This window comes from Janthinobacterium sp. NKUCC06_STL, assembly GCF_019345455.1.
GTDB classification, from domain to species: Bacteria; Pseudomonadota; Gammaproteobacteria; order Burkholderiales; family Burkholderiaceae_D; genus Janthinobacterium; species Janthinobacterium rivuli.
The window spans coordinates 1589499-1607788 of the sequence record NZ_JAHKQY010000001.1 but is presented as its reverse complement, the minus strand read 5'-3'; the positions used below and the strand labels follow the sequence as shown (position 1 = coordinate 1607788).

14 protein-coding genes are annotated in these 18290 nt (G+C 65.6%); 12 read left to right on the top strand and 2 right to left on the bottom strand.

Annotated features, from left to right (window positions below; all coding sequences use genetic code 11):
* The first annotated feature begins 44 nt into the window (after window positions 1-44).
* The gene (locus KO539_RS07275) at window positions 45-1298 is read left to right on the top strand and encodes a cyanophycinase (protein ID WP_152253187.1); all 1254 of its coding nucleotides are present in this window, start codon (window positions 45-47) and stop codon (window positions 1296-1298) included.
* Here KO539_RS07275 and KO539_RS07270 read toward each other — a convergent pair.
* Entirely contained in the window at window positions 1289-2491 is a 1203-nt protein-coding gene (locus KO539_RS07270) for a DUF418 domain-containing protein (protein WP_219308113.1), read from the bottom strand. The genes KO539_RS07275 and KO539_RS07270 overlap by 10 nt on opposite strands.
* A gap of 8 nt (window positions 2492-2499) precedes the next feature.
* Window positions 2500-3102, bottom strand: a complete 603-nt coding sequence (locus KO539_RS07265) for a TetR/AcrR family transcriptional regulator (RefSeq protein ID WP_219308112.1) — start codon at window positions 3100-3102, stop codon at window positions 2500-2502.
* 208 nt (window positions 3103-3310) lie between these two features.
* Between KO539_RS07265 and KO539_RS07260 the strand changes: the two genes are divergently transcribed.
* From KO539_RS07260 to KO539_RS07210, 11 genes are all read left to right on the top strand, one after another.
* Complete coding sequence (locus KO539_RS07260; protein ID WP_219308111.1) at window positions 3311-4753, top strand: IgA Peptidase M64; 1443 nt, start codon at window positions 3311-3313, stop codon at window positions 4751-4753.
* 437 nt (window positions 4754-5190) lie between these two features.
* Entirely contained in the window at window positions 5191-5376 is a 186-nt protein-coding gene (locus KO539_RS07255) for a hypothetical protein (RefSeq protein WP_219308110.1), read from the top strand.
* Window positions 5373-6155, top strand: a complete 783-nt coding sequence (gene fabI, locus KO539_RS07250) for an enoyl-ACP reductase FabI (RefSeq protein ID WP_219308659.1) — start codon at window positions 5373-5375, stop codon at window positions 6153-6155. The genes KO539_RS07255 and fabI overlap by 4 nt, the downstream gene beginning before the upstream one ends.
* A gap of 10 nt (window positions 6156-6165) precedes the next feature.
* A complete protein-coding gene (locus tag KO539_RS07245; protein WP_219308658.1) occupies window positions 6166-7614 on the top strand; it encodes an efflux transporter outer membrane subunit in 1449 nt (482 codons plus the stop codon).
* 18 nt (window positions 7615-7632) lie between these two features.
* Window positions 7633-8706, top strand: a complete 1074-nt coding sequence (locus KO539_RS07240; RefSeq protein WP_219308109.1) for an HlyD family secretion protein — start codon at window positions 7633-7635, stop codon at window positions 8704-8706.
* Window positions 8707-8708: 2 nt separating this feature from the next.
* Complete coding sequence (rbbA, locus tag KO539_RS07235; RefSeq protein WP_374106347.1) at window positions 8709-11456, top strand: ribosome-associated ATPase/putative transporter RbbA; 2748 nt, start codon at window positions 8709-8711, stop codon at window positions 11454-11456.
* 1 nt (window position 11457) lies between these two features.
* Window positions 11458-12582 carry an ABC transporter permease gene (locus tag KO539_RS07230; protein WP_034746452.1) on the top strand — a complete coding sequence of 375 codons (1125 nt, stop codon included), beginning with the start codon at window positions 11458-11460 and terminating at the stop codon, window positions 12580-12582.
* Window positions 12583-12629: 47 nt separating this feature from the next.
* Complete coding sequence (locus KO539_RS07225; RefSeq protein ID WP_219308106.1) at window positions 12630-14882, top strand: DUF3141 domain-containing protein; 2253 nt, start codon at window positions 12630-12632, stop codon at window positions 14880-14882.
* A gap of 9 nt (window positions 14883-14891) precedes the next feature.
* On the top strand, window positions 14892-16307 hold the full coding sequence (locus tag KO539_RS07220) for a bifunctional enoyl-CoA hydratase/phosphate acetyltransferase (protein WP_219308104.1): 1416 nt from the start codon (window positions 14892-14894) through the stop codon (window positions 16305-16307).
* Entirely contained in the window at window positions 16304-17521 is a 1218-nt protein-coding gene (locus KO539_RS07215) for an acetate/propionate family kinase (RefSeq protein ID WP_219308103.1), read from the top strand. Before KO539_RS07220 ends, KO539_RS07215 begins: the two co-directional genes overlap by 4 nt.
* A gap of 214 nt (window positions 17522-17735) precedes the next feature.
* Window positions 17736-18209 (top strand): hypothetical protein, encoded by a 474-nt coding sequence (locus tag KO539_RS07210; protein WP_219308101.1) that lies wholly within the window; start codon window positions 17736-17738, stop codon window positions 18207-18209.
* Window positions 18210-18290: the final 81 nt, after the last annotated feature.

The following is an 18290-nucleotide window of genomic DNA, read 5'->3' as shown; positions in this document are numbered from 1 at the left end:
GTATTAACCAGTGCGCGCCACTTTCCTTGTATTCGAAAGGCACCATGAAATCATCCGCAAGCCTGTATCACACCTTCCGCGCCGCGCTGCTGTTCGCGCTGGCATTGTGCAGCGTCCATGCCGTGGCGGCGCCGGGCGGCAGCGCCATCGGCAGCGCGCCGCAGGGCACGCTCGTCATCATCGGCGGCGGCCTGCGCGCCGACAATGCCGAAGTCTGGCAGCGCATCGTCAAGTTGTCGGGCGGGCCAGGCGCGCGCATCGCCGTGCTGGCCTCGGCCGCGATGAACCCGGAAAAATCGGGCGAAAGCATCATCAAAAAGCTGAACCAGTACGGCGCCGACGCCTTTTTTGTGCCGCTGGCCGTCAAGCTGGCGAACAGGGATTACCGCAAGGCCGCCGAAGACCCGGCCATCGTCACGCAGATCAAGTCGGCCAGCGGCATTTATTTTGCCGGCGGCGACCAGGGGCGCATCACGCAAGCCTTGCTGCGTCCGGACGGCAGCCGCACGGCCGCGCTGGAAGCCATCTGGTCGGTCTACCGCAACGGCGGCGTGATCGCCGGTTCCAGCGCCGGCGCCGCCATCATGAGCACCACCATGTTTTACGACGCCAAGCCCGTGCTCGACATGCTCAAGATGGGCGTGACGGACGGCCGCGAGATCGCGCCTGGCCTCGGCTTCATCGGCAGCGATGTCTTCGTGGACCAGCATTTGCTGGTGCGCGGGCGCTTTGCGCGCATGATCCCCGTGATGCTGAAAAAAGGCTATCACCTGGGACTGGGCATCGATGAAAACAGCGCCATGGTGGTCGACGCCATGCGCGACGTGGAAGTCATCGGCTACAGCGGCGCCTTGCTGATCGACCTGTCGGGCGCCATCAGCGACCGTGGCGTGAAAAATTTCAATATCAGCAATGCCGCCATCAGCTACCTGGACCGGGGCGATAAATTCAACCTCGTCACGCGCGTGTTTACGCCGTCGCCGGACAAGGCCGACAACAAGCTCGATCCGAACCAGCCCGACATGCGCGAGCCCGTGTTTACCAACGATATCCTCGGCAACAACGCCGTGCTCGACCTGATGGGCAATTTGATCGACAACGCGCAGCAGGAAGCCATCGGCATCGCCTTCGGTAACCCGCGCGACCCGTACCCGGACCTGGGCTTCGAGTTCCGCTTCAGTAAAACGGTCAACAGCGTCGGCTACAGCTCGACCGAGGCGGAAGCGTATTCGGTGCTGAAGCTGCGCCTCGACATCCGCCCCATCCAGCTGCGCCAGCCGCTGTACCGCTACAAGTAAGTGGCGTGCTGGCGCCGCCAGCGCGGCCACGCGGCGATCGTCAGGGCCCGCAGCAGCCACTCGACGGGGCCATACGCATGGCCGCGCAGCCACCAGCGGCTCAATGGCAGCTGCGCGCAAAAGATGATGGCGGCCAGCGTCAGCGCACCGAGCGGCGACACGCTGCCCATCAGCCGCGCGCCATACGCGAGGAACAGCACGGCGCAGATGGCCGACTGCAGCAGGTAGTTCGACAGGGCCATGCGGCCCGTGTCGGCCAGCAGCGCAAACAGCGTGCCGTCGCGCAGGCGCTCGAACAGCGATAGCGCCAATGCCAGGTAGGCGCCCGCCAGCAACGGCGCGGTGGCCAGGCCCACGGCCAATCCCGCCACCTGCCATGCCTGGCTGTCGCCATACACGGACGTCCCCGCATAGAAGGCGGCGCCGGGCAGCCCCGCCAGCGCGCCGGCCCACAGCAGGCGGCGGCGCAGCGGCAGATAATTGCTGGCGTGCAGCAGCATCTCGCGCTTGCCGGCGGCCAGACCGCACAGGAACATGGCCAGCGCGCACGGCGCCTGCACCAGCAGCAGGACGAGCCAGATGTCATTCAGTTCGCGCAGGTGCTGATGGATGACGGCGGCCGGCGTGGCGCGATAGGCGGCCAGCGCGCTTGCCGCCTTTTGCGCCATCGCCACGGCGTTGTCGGCGGTGTCGCCCGCCGGCTGCAGGCTTTGCAGCCAGGCCATGCCCGCCCAGAATGCCACGCAGACGGCGACGAGCACCAGCGCCAGGGACAGTGCCTGGCGTTCGCCGCAGCGGTGCAGCGCCAGCAGCACGATGCCCAGCAGGGCGTAGGTCGTGAGTATGTCGCCATGGAACAGGAACACGGCATGCAGGGCGCCGATCAGCCACAGGCCCGCTTGCCGGCGCAGCATGCGCGGCACGAACGGCGCCTCGGCGCGCGCGGCCGCCTGCATCTGCAAGGTGAAGCTGTAGCCGAACAGGAAGGAAAACAGCAGGTAGAACTTGGTCTCGAACAGCAGCGCGACGATAAAGTGCGTGGCGCGGTCCACGCCGCCGTGAAAGGCGGGATCGGTCAAGCCCAGGCCGAACCAGGGCGTGGCGAAGGCGCCGATATTGACGACCAAAATGCCGAAGAGGGCGCAGCCGCGCAGGGCGTCGACGTCGGCGATGCGCGCGGGCGGCGTTGGCATGACGGCGCTCATGCCAGGGCAGGGCGCAGGAAGCGCGCCAGCAGCAGGTGCAGGCTGGCGCGTTGCGCCAGCGGTGCATAACCGGGATCGACGGCGACCCGGTTGAAGATGCCGTCGATCAGCGCGGCGATCCAGCTGGCCGTTTGCGCCGCGTCCAGCGCAGCGTCGACCTGGCCTCCTGCGGCCGCCTCTTCCAGCAAGGCTTGCAGGCCGCCGCGCAGGCTGGCGTCGTTGCGCGCCACCCTGGCCGCGATATCCGTGTCGCGCATCGCTTCGGCGGCAATGTCCAGCGCCAGTCCCGCAAAGTCCGCGTCGGCCGCCAGTGCCAGCACCACGTCCATGAAGTCGAGCAGGGCGCCGTAGGCATCGGCGCTGCCTTGCACCCCGGCGAAATAGGCGGCCGTCTCGCTGCCTTCCTGGTCGACGATGGCGGCGATGATGGCTTGCTTGGTGGGGAAGTAATGAAACAGGTTACCGGGACTCATGCCCGCTTGCGCGCAGATGGCAGCGGTGCTGGTCTGGTGAAAGCCCTTGCGCGCAAAGCAGTAGCGCGCGGCGGTGAGAATGGCGTCGCGGCGGGCCGCGTGTTTAGCGGGATCGATGGTGCGCATAGGCTTGCCTTTAATTAATTGACTGGTCAATCTAATATAAGCCGATTGGCTCGCGTGGTCAAGCGAACCGGCTGAAAAGGGCGCTTTGCACGCTCGCTTCCTGTCGCTACAATGTGCCGCAGCGGTTTTCCCCGCACCTGCCGGCAGGCCCGCCGATTGTTTGGAAAACCGTTCCCTTCACCTGTTTTTCTACCGCTTTAGGAATGACATGCAGCAGACTCCGATTCGATCCTTCCTCTGCGCGCTGGCGCTGGCCTTCGGCATCGTCCCTGCCGCGCAAGCTGCCAGTGCCGCCCAGCCGGCCACCATGCGCCTCGATTACCAGCACAGCGGCAATGCGCTGGGCGAGCATTATGCGGTCGAGCGCGTGCTGGTCGAGCCCCTGCCATGGCCGGGCAACCTGGCGCGTCCCATCGATGACAGCAACCGCGGCAACAACCTGCTGGAAGTGGTCGACATCAAGTCGGGCAAGGTGCTGTACTCGCGCGGTTTTTCCACCATCTTCGGCGAGTGGGCCAGCACCGATGAAGCGAAAACCACGACGCGCGCCTTCCAGGAATCCGTGCGCTTCCCGCAGCCCGAGCACCCCGTGCGCGTGCGCATCCTCAAGCGCGATGAGCGCGGCCTGTTTTCCGTGGTGTGGAGCACCGATGTCGATCCGGCCGCGCAGGACGTGATCCGCAAGCAGCCGCCGGCGCCCGTCAAGCCGATCCCGATCCGCATCAGTGGTCCATCGAGCGACAAGGTCGACCTCCTGATCATGGGCGATGGCTACACGGCGGCCGAAATGGGCAAGTTCGAAGCGACGGCGCGCAAGCTGGCCGACCATCTTTTCACCGTCTCGCCATTCCGCGAGCGGGCAAAGGACTTCAATGTGTGGGCCATGGCCGCGCCGACGCAGGAATCGGGCGTGTCGCGCCCTTCGACGGGCGTGCATCACGCGTCACCCTTGGGCACGCGCTACGACATCTTCGGCAGCGAGCGCTATGTGCTGACGACGGACAACCGCGCGCTGCGCGACCTGGCGCAGTACGCGCCGTATGAGTTCATTGAAATCCTCGTCAATAATGATACCTATGGCGGCGGCGGCATCTTCGGCCAGTTCAGCACGGCGGCAGCGAACAACGACTGGGCCAACTACCTGTTCGTGCACGAATTCGGCCACCATTTCGCGGGCCTGGCCGACGAGTACTACACCTCGCCCGTGGCCTATCAGTCGAATGGCGAGCGCCAGGAACCGTGGGAGCCGAACGCCACGGCGCTGCGCGATCCGGCCAGGCTGAAATGGAAGAACCACGTCAAGGCGGGCACGCCGCTGCCCACGCCATGGCCGAAGGAAGCATATGACAGCCATGCGCGCGAATACCAGCAGCAGCGCGCCGCCCTGCGTGCGGCCAACCGTCCCGAAAGCGAGATGAGCGATTTGTTTAAGGCCGACCTGGCGTACACGCAGCAGCTGTTCTCGAAGGCGCCGCAGCGCCATGCGGTGGGCGCCTTTGAAGGCGCGAACTACGAGTCGTCCGGCTACTACCGGCCCGAGATGCAGTGCATCATGTTCGACCGCAGCGAGACGTTCTGCTCCGTGTGCCAGGATGGCATCAGCACCATCATCGACTTGTATTCGCGTCCCGCCCCGGCATCGGGCAAATAAGACCGTCCCTGTCATTCCCATAAGCAGTGAGGCAAGGCGGGCCATGTTGCAACGCAATAGCATGGCCCCCATTTTTTACCATTTTCCGCCTGGCGCCTCGCGCCATGGCGCAGCACAGCTTGTTTTCCAGGCAATCTCCCCTTCCTTTGCGCGGCCGCTTTTACGCACGCCAGCCCCATGTTGTTATCAAATGAGCACCGCGATTCGCTTGCTTGTCAATTAGTTCATTTAAATAATATTGATGTAGAATTTGATGTATATCAATGTTGCATTGCCGCAATCGCACTTATAGTTGACCTAGCTCAAAAGCGTTATGCATGCGGACCGGCCTCATCGCGAATCACGTATCTAAATGCTGTAGAGTAATTTTCGCCCCGCACCAGTTCCCCGAAAATGCACTGGTGCGTGCCTCGAATTTCAGTGACGGAAGCCGATTCATGAAGATGCAGACCCCCGCGCCTGACGCGTGCAGTACCTTACACCCCCATACTCCGATTGCCTTGCCGTATGCGCGCGTTGGCGGCGTGACCCTGGCCACGTGCGCCGCCACCATGCGCGCCGGCGCCGTGCGCTGCGTGCAGGCGGCCACGCCGTGGCCCGCCCTGCGTCCAGTCCCGGCATGACGGCCCCCTTGCGGCAGCTGCCCTTGCAGGGCAAGCGTGGCCTGGTGGTGGGTATCGCCAATGCGCAAAGCATCGCCTGGGGCTGCGCCAGCGCCCTGCGCGCGGCCGGCGCCGAACTGGCCGTGACCTGGCTCAATGACAAGGCCAGGCCGCACGTCGAGCCGCTGGCGCAGCAAGTGCAGGCGGCCATCATGGCGCCGCTCGACGTGGCCGTGCCGGGCCAATTGGAGGCGTTGTTCGCGCAGATCGAGCGGCAGTGGGGACGGCTCGATTTCGTCGTCCACTCCATCGCCTATGCGCCGAAGCAGGACCTGCATGGCCGCGTGACGGACAGTTCCGCCGACGGCTTTGCGCAGGCGATGGATGTCTCCTGCCACTCCTTCATGCGCATGGCGAAACTGGCCGAACCGCTGATGCCGGACGGCGGCAGCTTGACCACCATGAGTTACCTGGGCGCCGAGGAAGTCATCGCCGACTATGGCCTGATGGGTCCCGTAAAAGCGGCGCTGGAAGCGTCGGTGCGCTACCTCGCTGCGGAACTGGGCCCGCAAGGCATCCGCGTGAACGCCATTTCGCCCGGTCCCCTGGAGACGCGGGCCGCTTCCGGCATCGCCCATTTCGACCGCCTGATGGCTGACGCCATCGAACGCTCGCCCATGCGGCGCCTGGCCACCATCGAGGACGTGGGCGCGCTGTGCGCCTTCCTCGCCGGCGACGGCGCGCGCGCCATCACGGGCGGCACCCTGTATGTCGATGGCGGCTACAACATTCTGAATTGACTGGAAGATGATGACCAAGGCTGTTTTTACTTTGCCACACCGCGCCAGGATGGCCGCGCTGGCCACCACGCTGGCCCTGGCCGGCTGCGCCTCGATGGCGCCGCCGTATGCGCCACCGCCGCTGCCCGTGGCGGCGCAGTACCCGGAAACCGATACGGCCGGCGCAAGCGCGCCCGACGTCGCCTGGCAAGCCTACTTTGCCGACCCGCGCCTGCAGGCGATGATTGCGCAGGCGCTGGCCAGCAACCGCGACATCCGCATCGCCGCCCTGCGCGTGGACGAGGCGCGCGCCGCGTATGGCATCGTGCGCGCGGAACAATTCCCCACCATCGCGCTGGGCGCCTCCGGCAGCCGCGCGCGCGTGCCGGCCGACCTGAGTCCGACGGGCCGCGCCATGACGAGCGCGCAGTACCAGGCGGGCTTGAACGTGAGTGCCTGGGAACTCGACTTCTGGGGCCGGGTGCGCAGCCTGAAGGATAGCGCGCTGCAAACCCTGCTGGCCAGCGACGAGGCGCGCCGCGCCGTCGGCGTGGCCCTGGTGGCGCAGGTGGCCAATGGCTACCTGGGCTTGCGCGAACTCGATGAAAGGGTGGAACTGGCGCGCGCCACGGTCGACAGCCGCGCCGAATCGCTGCGCATCTTCACGCGCCGTTTTGAAGTCGGGTCGATTTCCAAGCTGGACCTGACGCAGGTGGAAACCCTGCTCAGCCAGGCCCTCTCGCTGTCGGCCCAGCTGGAGCAGGCGCGCGCCGTGCAGGCGCATGCGCTGGCGCAGTTGGTGGGCGGCCCCGTCGACCTGACGCCGGTGGCTGGCGAGGTGAGTCGCTTCGACGACGCCAGCGTGCTGCAGCCGCTGCATGCGGGCTTGCCCTCGGCCTTGCTCACGCAGCGCCCCGACCTGATCGCGGCCGAACACCAGCTGCGCGCCGCGCAAGCCAATATCGGCGCCGCGCGCGCCGCCTTCTTCCCGACCATTTCGCTGACGGCTGCCTACGGCACGGCCAGCGCGGAATTGAACGGCCTGTTCGATTCCGGCAGCGGCGCCTGGAATCTCGCGCCGCGCCTGGTGCTGCCGATCTTTGATGCAGGCCGCCTGCGCGCGAATATGGACTTGGCCGAAGTGCGCCGCGACGTGGCCGTGGCCAATTATGAAAAGAGCGTGCAGGGCGCCTTCCGCGAAGTGGCCGATGCGCTGTCGAACCGGCGCTGGCTGGCGCTGCAGGTCGACATCGGCAAGACGACCCTGGCCGCGCAGAGCGAACGGGCGCGCCTGGCCAAGCTGCGCTACGACAATGGCGCCGCGCCCTACCTGGAAGTGCTCGATGCGCAGCGCGACTTGCTGACGGTGGAGCAGCAACTGGTGCAGACGCGCCGCGCGCTGCTCTCGAGCCAGGTCAGCCTGTATGCGGCCCTGGGCGGCGGCGCACCCGTCGCCTCCGCCGCCGCTTCCACCCACTAATTTGATCGCCCCGATACCATGAATGCTCAATTGAAGAAAAAACTCATCCCCGCGGCGCTGGTCGTGGCCGTTCTCGTGCTGGGCTATGTGGCCTGGCAAAAAATGCGTCCCACCGGTCCTGGCGAAGGTTTTGTCAGCGGCAATGGCCGCATCGAAGCGACGGAAGTCGACGTCGCCACCAAGCTGGCGGGCCGGGTCAAGGAGATCCTCGTGCGCGAGGGCGACTTCGTCAAGGCGGGCCAGCCGCTGGCCAGCATGCAGGTCGATTCGCTGACGGCCCAGCGCGACGAGGCGCGCGCGCGCCAGCAGCAGGCGCTGGACGCCGTGGTCGGCGTGCAGGCACAGGTGGCGGTGCGCGAAAGCGACAAGGCGGCCGCGCTGGCCATGGTGGCGCAGCGCGAAAGCGAACTCGATGCGGCCAAACGCCGCCTGGCCCGCTCCGAAACCTTGTCGAAAGAGGGCGCTTCCTCGGTGCAGGAACTCGACGACGACCGGGCCCGCGTGCGCAGCGTGGCCGCCGCCCTGAATGCGGCCAGGGCGCAAGTGACGGCGGCGCAGGCGGCCATCGACGCGGCAAAAGCGCAGGTGGTCGGCTCGCGTTCCGCCGTCGTCGCGGCCGAGGCGACGACGGCGCGCATCGATGCCGACCTGGCCGATGGCCAGCTGGCGGCGCCGCGCGACGGCCGCGTGCAATACCTGGTGGCGCAGCAGGGCGAAGTGCTGGCGGGCGGTGGCAAGGTGCTCAACCTGGTCGACCTGTCGGACGTCTACATGACCTTCTTCCTGCCCGAAACGGCGGCCGGCAAGGTGGCGCTGGGCGGCGAAGTGCGCATCATCCTCGACGCGGCGCCGAACTATGTGATTCCCGCGACGATCTCGTTTGTCGCCGCCAGCGCGCAGTTCACGCCGAAGACCGTGGAAACGGCCAGCGAACGCCAGAAACTGATGTTCCGCGTGAAAGCGCAGATCAGCCGCGCGCTGCTGCAAAAGCATCTGGCCCTCGTGAAAGTGGGCTTGCCTGGCGTGGCCTGGGTGCGTCTCGATGCGAAGCAGGCCTGGCCCGCTGAACTGACGGCCAAGGTCCCGCAGTGACCGTGGCTTCCACTTCTCCAGTCGTCAGCATCAAAGGCGTCAGCCAGCATTACGGCAAGACGGTGGCGCTGGACGGCATCGACCTCGACGTGCCGGCCGGCCGCATGGTGGGTTTGATCGGGCCCGATGGCGTGGGCAAATCGAGCTTGCTGTCGCTGGCGGCCGGCGCGCGCGCCGTGCAGCAGGGCACAGTGATGGCGCTGGGCGGCGACATGCGCGATGCGCGCCACCGCGACGATGTTTGCCCGCGTATCGCCTACATGCCGCAAGGGCTGGGCAAGAATCTGTATCCGACCCTGTCGGTCGAGGAAAACCTGCAGTTTTTCGCGCGTCTGTTCGGCCACGACGCGGCCGAGCGCCGCCGCCGCATCGACCAGCTGACCCGCAGCACGGGCTTGCAGCCTTTCCTTGCGCGTCCGGCCGGCAAGCTGTCGGGCGGCATGAAGCAGAAGCTGGGCCTGTGCTGCGCCCTGATCCACGATCCCGACCTGCTGATTCTCGACGAGCCGACCACCGGCGTCGATCCGCTGGCGCGCGCGCAGTTCTGGGACCTGATCGCCGGCATCCGCGTGCAGCGCCCGCAAATGAGCGTGATGGTGGCCACCGCCTACATGGACGAGGCGCAGCGCTTCGATTGGCTGGTGGCCATGGATGACGGCAAGGTGCTCGATACGGGCACGCCGGCCGAACTGCTGGCGCGCACGCAAAGCGATACCCTGGAAGCGGCCTTCATCAAGCTGCTGCCGGAAGCCAAGCGCGCGGGCCACCAGCCCGTGGTGATTACGCCGCTGGACGCTGCCAGCGCGCAGGACGTCGCCATCGAGGCGCAGGACCTGACCATGCGCTTCGGCGACTTCACGGCCGTCGACCATGTGAATTTCCGCATCGGCCGTGGCGAGATCTTCGGCTTTCTCGGTTCAAACGGCTGCGGCAAGTCGACCACCATGAAGATGCTCACGGGCCTGCTGCCGGCCACGGAAGGCAAGGCCTGGCTGTTCGGCAAAGAGGTCGATTCCAGCGATATCGACACGCGCCGCAGGGTCGGCTACATGTCGCAGGCCTTCTCGCTGTACAGCGAGCTGACGGTGCGCCAGAACCTGGTGCTGCACGCGCGCCTGTTCCACGTGCCGGAAGCGCAAATCGCTGCCCGCATCGACGAGATGGCGCAGCGCTTCGATTTGCGCGCCGTGATGGACGACTTGCCTGACAGCCTGCCGCTGGGCATCCGCCAGCGGCTGTCCTTGGCCGTGGCCATGGTGCACAAGCCGGAAATGCTGATCCTCGACGAGCCGACGTCCGGCGTCGACCCCATCGCGCGCGACAATTTCTGGCGCCTGATGATCGAGCTGGCGCGGCGCGACCACGTCACCATTTTCATTTCCACCCATTTCATGAACGAGGCCGAGCGCTGCGACCGCATCTCGCTGATGCATGCGGGTAAAGTGCTGGTCAGCGATGCGCCGGCCGAACTGGTACGCAAGAAGGGTGCGCCATCGCTGGAAGCGGCCTTCATCGCCTACCTGGAAGAGGCGGGCGGCGGTACGGCAGCCGCCGAAGCGCAGGAAAGCGAGGCGCCCGTGCAGAAGGCTGAAGCGGCCGCACCACAGCCGAAGCAGCAGCGCAGCCGCTTCAGCCTGGGCCGCATGCTCAGCTACATGTGGCGCGAGACGCTGGAGCTGCGCCGCGATCCCGTGCGCTTGACCCTGGCGCTGGGCGGCTCCGTGCTGCTGCTGTTCGTCATCGGCTTCGGCATCAGCCTCGACGTCGAGGACTTGAGCTACGCGGTGCTCGATCACGACCAGACCACCCTGAGCCAGAATTACACGAACAACCTGGCCGGCTCGCGCTACTTCGTCGAACGCCCGCCCCTGCGCGACTATGCCGATATCGACAAGCGCATGCGCAGCGGCGAACTGTCGCTGGCCATCGAGATCCCGCCCGGCTTCGCGCGCGACGTGCAGCGCGGCGCGCCGGCACAGGTGGGCGCGTGGATCGATGGCGCCATGCCGATGCGCGCGGAAACCGTGCAGGGCTACGTGCAGGGCATGCACCAGCTGTGGCTGGCCGACCAGGCCTTGCACCGCTATGGCATCAAGATGAACAACCCCGTCGCCATCCAGACCCGCTACCGCTACAACCCCGACGTGAAAAGCCTGCCGGCCATGGTGCCGGCCGTGATTCCCTTGCTGCTGCTGATGCTGCCGGCCATGCTGGCGGCGCTGTCCGTGGTGCGTGAAAAGGAACTCGGTTCCATCATCAACCTGTACGTGACGCCCGTCACGCGCCTGGAATTCTTGCTTGGCAAGCAGGTGCCGTATGTGGCGCTGGCCATGTTCAACTTCCTCCTCATGGCGCTGCTGGCGGTCACCGCCTTCGGCGTGCCGATCAAGGGCAGCTTGCTGACCCTGATCGGCGCCACCTTCATCTTCAATATCTGCGCCACCGGCATCGGCCTGTTCGCCTCGACCTTTACGCGCAGCCAGATCGCGGCCCTGTTCGTGACGATGATCGGCACGATGATCCCGGCCATCCAGTTTTCCGGTCTGCTCAATCCCGTCTCGTCGATGGAAGGCGTGGGCAAGGCCATCGGCCTGATGTACCCGGCCACGCACATGCTCAATATCAGCCGCGGCGTGTTCAACAAGGCGCTGGGCTTTGGCGACCTGCACGCCTCGTTCTGGCCATTGATCATCGCCATCCCCGTGATCCTCGGCGTGACCGTGGCGCTGCTGAAGAAGCAGGAGAGCTGATATGCGCCACCTTGAAAATATCTACCGCCTGGGCGTGAAGGAAATCTGGAGCCTGATCCGCGATCCGATGATGCTGATCCTGATCCTCTACACGTTTACTTTGGCGATCTACGTGGCCGCCACGGCCAAGCCGGAAACCCTGCACATGGCCTCGATCGCCATCGTCGACGAGGATGGCTCGCCGCTGTCCGGGCGCATCGCCTCGGCCTTCTTCCCGCCGCAGTTCACGCCGCCGGCCATGATCAACCAGAGCCAGGTCGATGCGGGCCTGGACGCGGGCCAGTACACCTTCGTGCTGACGATACCGCCCAAGCTGCAGGCGGACGTGCTGGGTGGGCGCCAGGCGGAACTGCAGCTGAACGTGGACGCCACGCGCATGAGCCAGGCCTTCAGCGGCAGCGGCTACATCCAGCAGATCGTCGCCGGTGAAATCTCCGAATTCGCCAAACGTTATCGCGGTGCGACCGTCTCGCCCGTGGAACTGGTGATGCGTGCGCGCTTCAACCCGTCGCTGAGCCAGGCGTGGTTTGGCTCGCTGATGGAGCTCATCAACCAGGTGACGATGCTGTCGATCATCCTCACCGGGGCGGCGCTGATACGCGAGCGCGAACATGGCACCATCGAGCACTTGCTGGTGATGCCCGTGACGCCGGCCGAAATCATGCTGGGCAAGGTCTGGTCGATGGGCCTGGTGGTGCTGCTGGCCGCCGCCCTGTCGCTGAACCTGGTGGTGCGCGGCATGCTGCACGTGCCCATCGAAGGCTCGATCGCGCTGTTCCTGTGCGGCGCGGCCCTGCACCTGTTTGCCACCACGTCGATGGGCATTTTCCTCGCCACCGTGGCGCGCAGCATGCCGCAGTTCGGCATGCTGCTGATCCTCGTGCTGCTGCCGCTGCAGATGCTGTCGGGCGGCAGCACGCCGCGCGAAAGCATGCCCGAACTGGTGCAGAACATCATGCTGATCGCCCCGACCACGCATTTCGTCGAATTGAGCCAGGCGATTCTGTACCGGGGCGCCGGCATCGACGTGGTGTGGAAGCCGTTCCTGGCCTTGCTGGCCATCGGCACGGCCCTGTTCACGTTTGCCCTTGCCCGTTTTCGCAAGACCATCAGCCAGATGGCATAGCTCCCGCGCCGGAATGGTCCGGCGTTTTTTGCATGAAAAGGATAGCCATGAAGATCGAAGCTGCACCATTTTTCTCCACCGGCGGCTTGCCGTCGCTGGGCGTGCTGGGCGACTATGCGCGCGATTCGTGGCAGCGCATCGTGCTGTACGCGGACGTGATGCGCCGGCGCGGCAACCAGTACCAGGAGCACATGGCCGAGGAAGTGCCGAACGTGCTCGACTTCCCCGCCGCGCTGGTGCTGTCGGGCCTGGAGCTGGCGCGTCCCGTCAACTACGGCCTGGCGCGCATATTGACGCCCGATGCGCCCGAACCTGATCCATCGAAGCGGCCCTTCGTCGTCGTCGATCCGCGCGCCGGACACGGTCCCGGCATCGGCGGCTTCAAGGCGGAAAGCGAGATCGGCGTGGCCCTGCGCGCCGGCCACCCGTGCTACTTCATCGGCTTCCTGCCCGATCCCGTGCCGGGACAGACGGTGGAAGACGTGATGCACGCCGAGGCGGCCTTCCTGGAAAAAGTCATCGCCCTGCATCCGCTCAGCGAGGGTAAGCCCGTCGTCATCGGCAATTGCCAGGCGGGCTGGCAAATCCTCATGACGGCGGCCATGCGCCCGGAATTGTTCGGCCCCATCATCGTGGCCGGCGCGCCCGTGTCGTACTGGGCCGGCTGGCATGGCCGCAATCCGATGCGCTATGCGGGTGGCCTGATGGGCGGCAGCTGGGCCACGGCGCTGGCGGGCGACCTGGGCAAGGGCCGCTTCGACGGCGCCAGCCTGGTGCAGAATTTCGAGAAGCTCAATCCGGCCAATACCCTGTGGAGCAAGCAGTACAATCTGTACGCGAACATCGACACGGAAGCGCCACGCTACCTGGAATTTGAAAAATACTGGGGCGGCCACGTCTTCCTGAACGACGTCGAGATGCAGTACATCGTCGACAATCTGTTCATCGGCAACCGCCTGGCCACGGCCGAATTGATCACCTCCGACGGCGTGCGCCTGGACTTGCGCAACATCCGTTCGCCCATCGTCGTGTTTTGCTCGAATGGCGACAACATCACGCCGCCGCCGCAGGCGCTGGGCTGGATCACGGACCTGTACCGCGACGACAAGGACGTGCTGCTGCACGACCAGACCATCGTCTACGCCGTGCATGACAGCATCGGCCACCTGGGCATTTTCGTGTCGGCCAAGGTGGGGCACAAGGAACACCAGAAATTCGCCAGCAATATCGACCTGATCAACCTGCTGCCGGCCGGCATCTACGAAGCGAGGATCGTCGACAAGACGCCCGATACGCCGAATGCGGACCTGGCCAGCGGCGATTATGTGCTGCAGGTCGAACACCGCGGCATCGACGACGTGCGCGCCATCGTGCAGCCGAGCGTGGAAAACGACCGCAAGTTCGCCGCCGCCGCGCGCGTGTCCGAAGTGAATCTGGCCCTGTACCGCACGTTTGCGCAGCCGTGGGTGCGCGCCATGGTCACGCCGCAGACGGCGCGCTTCCTGCAGCTCGCGCACCCGCTGCGCGTGTCGTACGAGCGCTGGACGGATCACAATCCGCTGGCCAGGCTGGTGGCCAAGGAGGCCGACAAAGTGCGCGCCCAGCGCCAGCCGGTAGCGCCAGATAATCCGCTGCTGGCCATGCAGGAAGCCATCTCCGGCGCCATCACGGCCGGCTTGAACGGCTGGCGCGACTGGCGCGACAGCGTGCAGGAAACCACCTTCGACCTGGTGTACGGCTCGCCCCTGTTGCAGGCGCTGACGGGACAAGCCATCGGCGACACGACGCCGCCGCGCCCCCATCCCGGTATCTCGCCCGAGCATTGCGAATACGTGCGCTGCGAAACGCGCAAGATGGACGAGGACATGCAGCGCGGCGGCCTGGTGGAAGCGGCCGTGCGCGCGCTGTTCTACATCTACCGCTTCCGCATGATCGCCGACGAGCGCAGGGTCAACCTGGCCCTGAAACTGATCAAGCCGCAATACCGGCAGGATGTCAACATGGAGGAGTTCCGCGGCATCGTGCGCCAGCAGGCGCGCCTGATGCTGCATGATTTCGATACCGCCATCGCCGCCTTGCCGGACTTGCTGTCGCGCGCCAGGCCGGACGACATCGGCGCGCTGGCCGAATGGCTGCAGCAAGTGCTGCAAGTGCCCGAGGCGCCGACGCCGGACGAGGAAGCGAGCCTGCAGCAGATGCTGGACGTCTTTGACCGGGCGGTCAAGGAGCAGCAGTCGGTTGTGCGCGCATCCAGGACTGAACCGAAAGCCAGACCGGCCAAACACATTACCCCTGCCTAGAAGACCACGATGACTACTACCCAAGACGATGATCTGAATATCGTACGCAACCGCACCTTCGACCAGATCGCCATCGGCGACACTGCCAGCATCACGCGCACCCTGAGCATGGACGACATCGCCCTGTTCGCGGTGATGTCGGGCGACGACAACCCGCAGCACCTCGATACGGAATTTGCCGCCGCCACCCGCTACGAGGGCGTGATCGCCCATGGCATGTGGGGCGCGGCCCTCATTTCCGCCGTGCTGGGCACGCGCCTGCCCGGCGCCGGCACCGTCTACACGGGGCAGACCCTGCGTTTCCTGCAGCCCGTGCGCGTGGGCGATACCCTGGCCATCAGCGTCACCGTCACGGCGCGCGAGCCGCGCAACCGCCACGTGACCCTGGCCTGCCGCTGCGTCAACCAGCATGGCGCCGTGGTGCTCGACGGCGAGGCGCAGGTGATCGCGCCCGCCGAGCAGATCGAACGCAAGCGCGCCACCCTCCCCGAAGTACGTCTGCATAACGGCGACGGCACGCGCCGCCTGCTTGAGCAGGCGCGCACCCTGGGACCGATCCGGGTGGCCGTGATCCACCCCTGCGATGAACTGAGCCTGGCGGGCGCGCTCGACGCGTATGCGGCTGGCCTGATCACGCCCGTGCTGGTGGCGCCGCGCGCGCGCCTGGAAGCGGTAGCGTTGGAGGCTGGCCTGAGCCTGGAAGGCATCGCCATCGAGGACGTCGAGCATAGCCATGCCGCCGCCGCGCGCGGCGCCGAACTGGCGGGCAAGGGCGAAGTGGAGGCCTTGATGAAGGGCAGCCTGCACACGGATGAACTGATGTCGGCCGTGCTGTCGGCCAGCGCCGGCCTGCGCACCAAGCGTCGCATCAGCCACTGCTTCCTGATGCAGACACCCGCGTATCCGCGCCCCTTCATCATCACGGACGCGGCCATCAATATCGCGCCCAACCTGGCCATGAAGGCCGACATCGTGCGCAACGCCATCGACCTGGCGCACGTGATCGGCGTAGCCTGCCCGCGCGTGGCCATCCTGGCCGCCGTGGAAACGGTGAACGCGGACATGCCGGCCACCCTGGACGCGGCCGCCCTGTGCAAGATGGCCGACCGCGGCCAGATCACGGGCGCGATCCTCGACGGCCCGCTGGCTTTTGATAACGCCGTGTCGATCGCCGCCGCCACCGTCAAGGGCATCGTCTCGGAAGTGGCGGGCCGTGCCGACATCTTGCTGGTGCCGGATCTGGAAAGCGGCAATATGCTGGCCAAGCAGCTCGAATACATGGGCGACGCGGACAGCGCCGGCATCGTGCTGGGCGCGAAAATCCCCGTCATCCTCACCAGCCGCGCCGACTCGCGCGCCAGCCGCATCGCCTCGTGCGCCATCGCCGTGATGCTGGCCAACCATTACCGGAGCACGCCGCCATGAACGCAGCAGTCCAACATGCCGATGGCACCCTGATCCTGGTGCTCAATTGCGGCTCGTCGAGCATCAAGTTCGCCCTGTTCGAGCAGGCGGGCGGCGTGCTGCCGCAGCAGGCGCAATGGAGCGGCAAGGTCGAAGGCATCGGCCGCGAAAACGCCACCTACCGGGCCGGCGGTTTGCCGGCAGTCGCCTTGCAACTCGATCCGGCGCAGCCGCATCACGCGGCGCTCGAATACATCCGCGCGCAAGTCGTGGCCCAGCTGGACGGGCGTTCCTTGCGCGCCGTGGCGCACCGCGTGGTGCACGGCGGCAGCAAGTATTTCGCCCCCGTGCGCATCGATTTCAAAGTGCTGGCCGACCTGAAAAGTTATGTGCCGCTGGCGCCCCTGCACCAGCCGTTTGCGCTCGAAGCGATCGAGGTGCTGCTCGAATCGCGGCCCGACATCGCCCAGGTGGCGTGCTTCGACACGGCCTTCCACCACACGGTGCCGCAGGTCGAGCAGATGCTGGCCCTGCCATACGATGCGTGGGAGCGGGGCTTGCGCCGCTATGGTTTCCACGGCCTGTCATATGAATACCAGTCGCTGGTGCTGAAGCAGCGTTTTGGCGCGGTCGCGCGCGGCAAGGTCATCGTGGCCCACCTGGGCAGCGGCGCCAGCCTGTGCGCCATGGAGAACTTGCACAGCGTGGCCACCACCATGGGTTTTTCCGCGCTCGATGGCCTGATGATGGGCACGCGCTGCGGTTCGCTCGATCCGGGCGCCGTCATCTACCTGATGGAAATCGAAAAGCTGTCGCTGGAAAAAGTGGCGCATGTGCTGTACCACGAGTCGGGCTTGCTGGGCGTGTCGGGCGTGTCGGCCGACCCACCGGTCTTGCTGGCGCAGCAGGACCGGCAGGATGCCACGGGCGAGCGTATCCGCGCCGCGCTGGCCTTGTATATCCGCCGCATCGTGCGCGAGATCGGCGCCCTGACGGCCGTGCTGGGGGGACTGGACATGCTGGTGTTTACGGCCGGTATCGGCGAGCACAGCGCCGAGCTGCGCCAGCGCATCTGCGACGAGCTGGGATTCCTCGGTCCCGTGCTTGACGGGGAGGCGAATGCGCGCAGTGCCAGCCGCATTTCCACCGATGCCAGCCGCATCGTCGTGGGTGTGGAGCCGGCCAACGAGGAATGGGTGGCTGCCCGCCACGCGGCGCTGGCCATGGGCGCATGAGGCTATGAGACCTGCATCGCACCCAATGGAAAATTTGCTGATTTGCACATATTTTCCGTTGAGTGCGCTAACGCACTGTGTGGTTTGCCAGATATCTTTACTATGAAGTCATGCCATTGCGCTACATCAAGAAACAGCGCGATGCCTGGCAAATTTTGAGCATTTTGCCCGCCTTTAGTAAGAATAAAATTAAACCATATTGAAAGGTCTCATCATGAACAAATTACTCGCCACCCTGATCGCTACCCTGTTTGCCACCGCTGCCATCGCGCAAACGCCAGTTACCCCAGCCGTTGCCAGTGCCCAGGCGTCTGCGCAGCATGACATCAACAAGGCTGCCAACAAGGAAGCCAAAGTCGATGCCAAGGCTGACGCGAACGTCGCCAAGGCTGAAATGAAGGCTGACGAAAAGAAAGCCGACGCCCAGCACAAGGCGAACAAAACCAAGGCCAAGGCCCACGACAAAGTGGTCGATGCCGATCCGGAAGACAAGATGAAGGCGCAAGCCAAGGCTGACAAGGCCGCCGCCAAGGCCGATGCGAAAGCGGGCAAAACCGCCGTGAAAGCGGACGCCAAGGTCGCCAAGGAAAAAGTGGAAGCGAACGCCGATAAAGCCATCGCCGCCACCAAGACGGAAGAAGTCAAGGCCAAGGCAGACGCTGAAGTCAAGGCCGCCGCCGCCAAGTAATTCCCTGTTTGCGGGCCACGGCCCGCAAGCCCAAAAGACAGCTTCGGCTGTCTTTTTTTTCGTCCAGCACTTTTCCTTGCT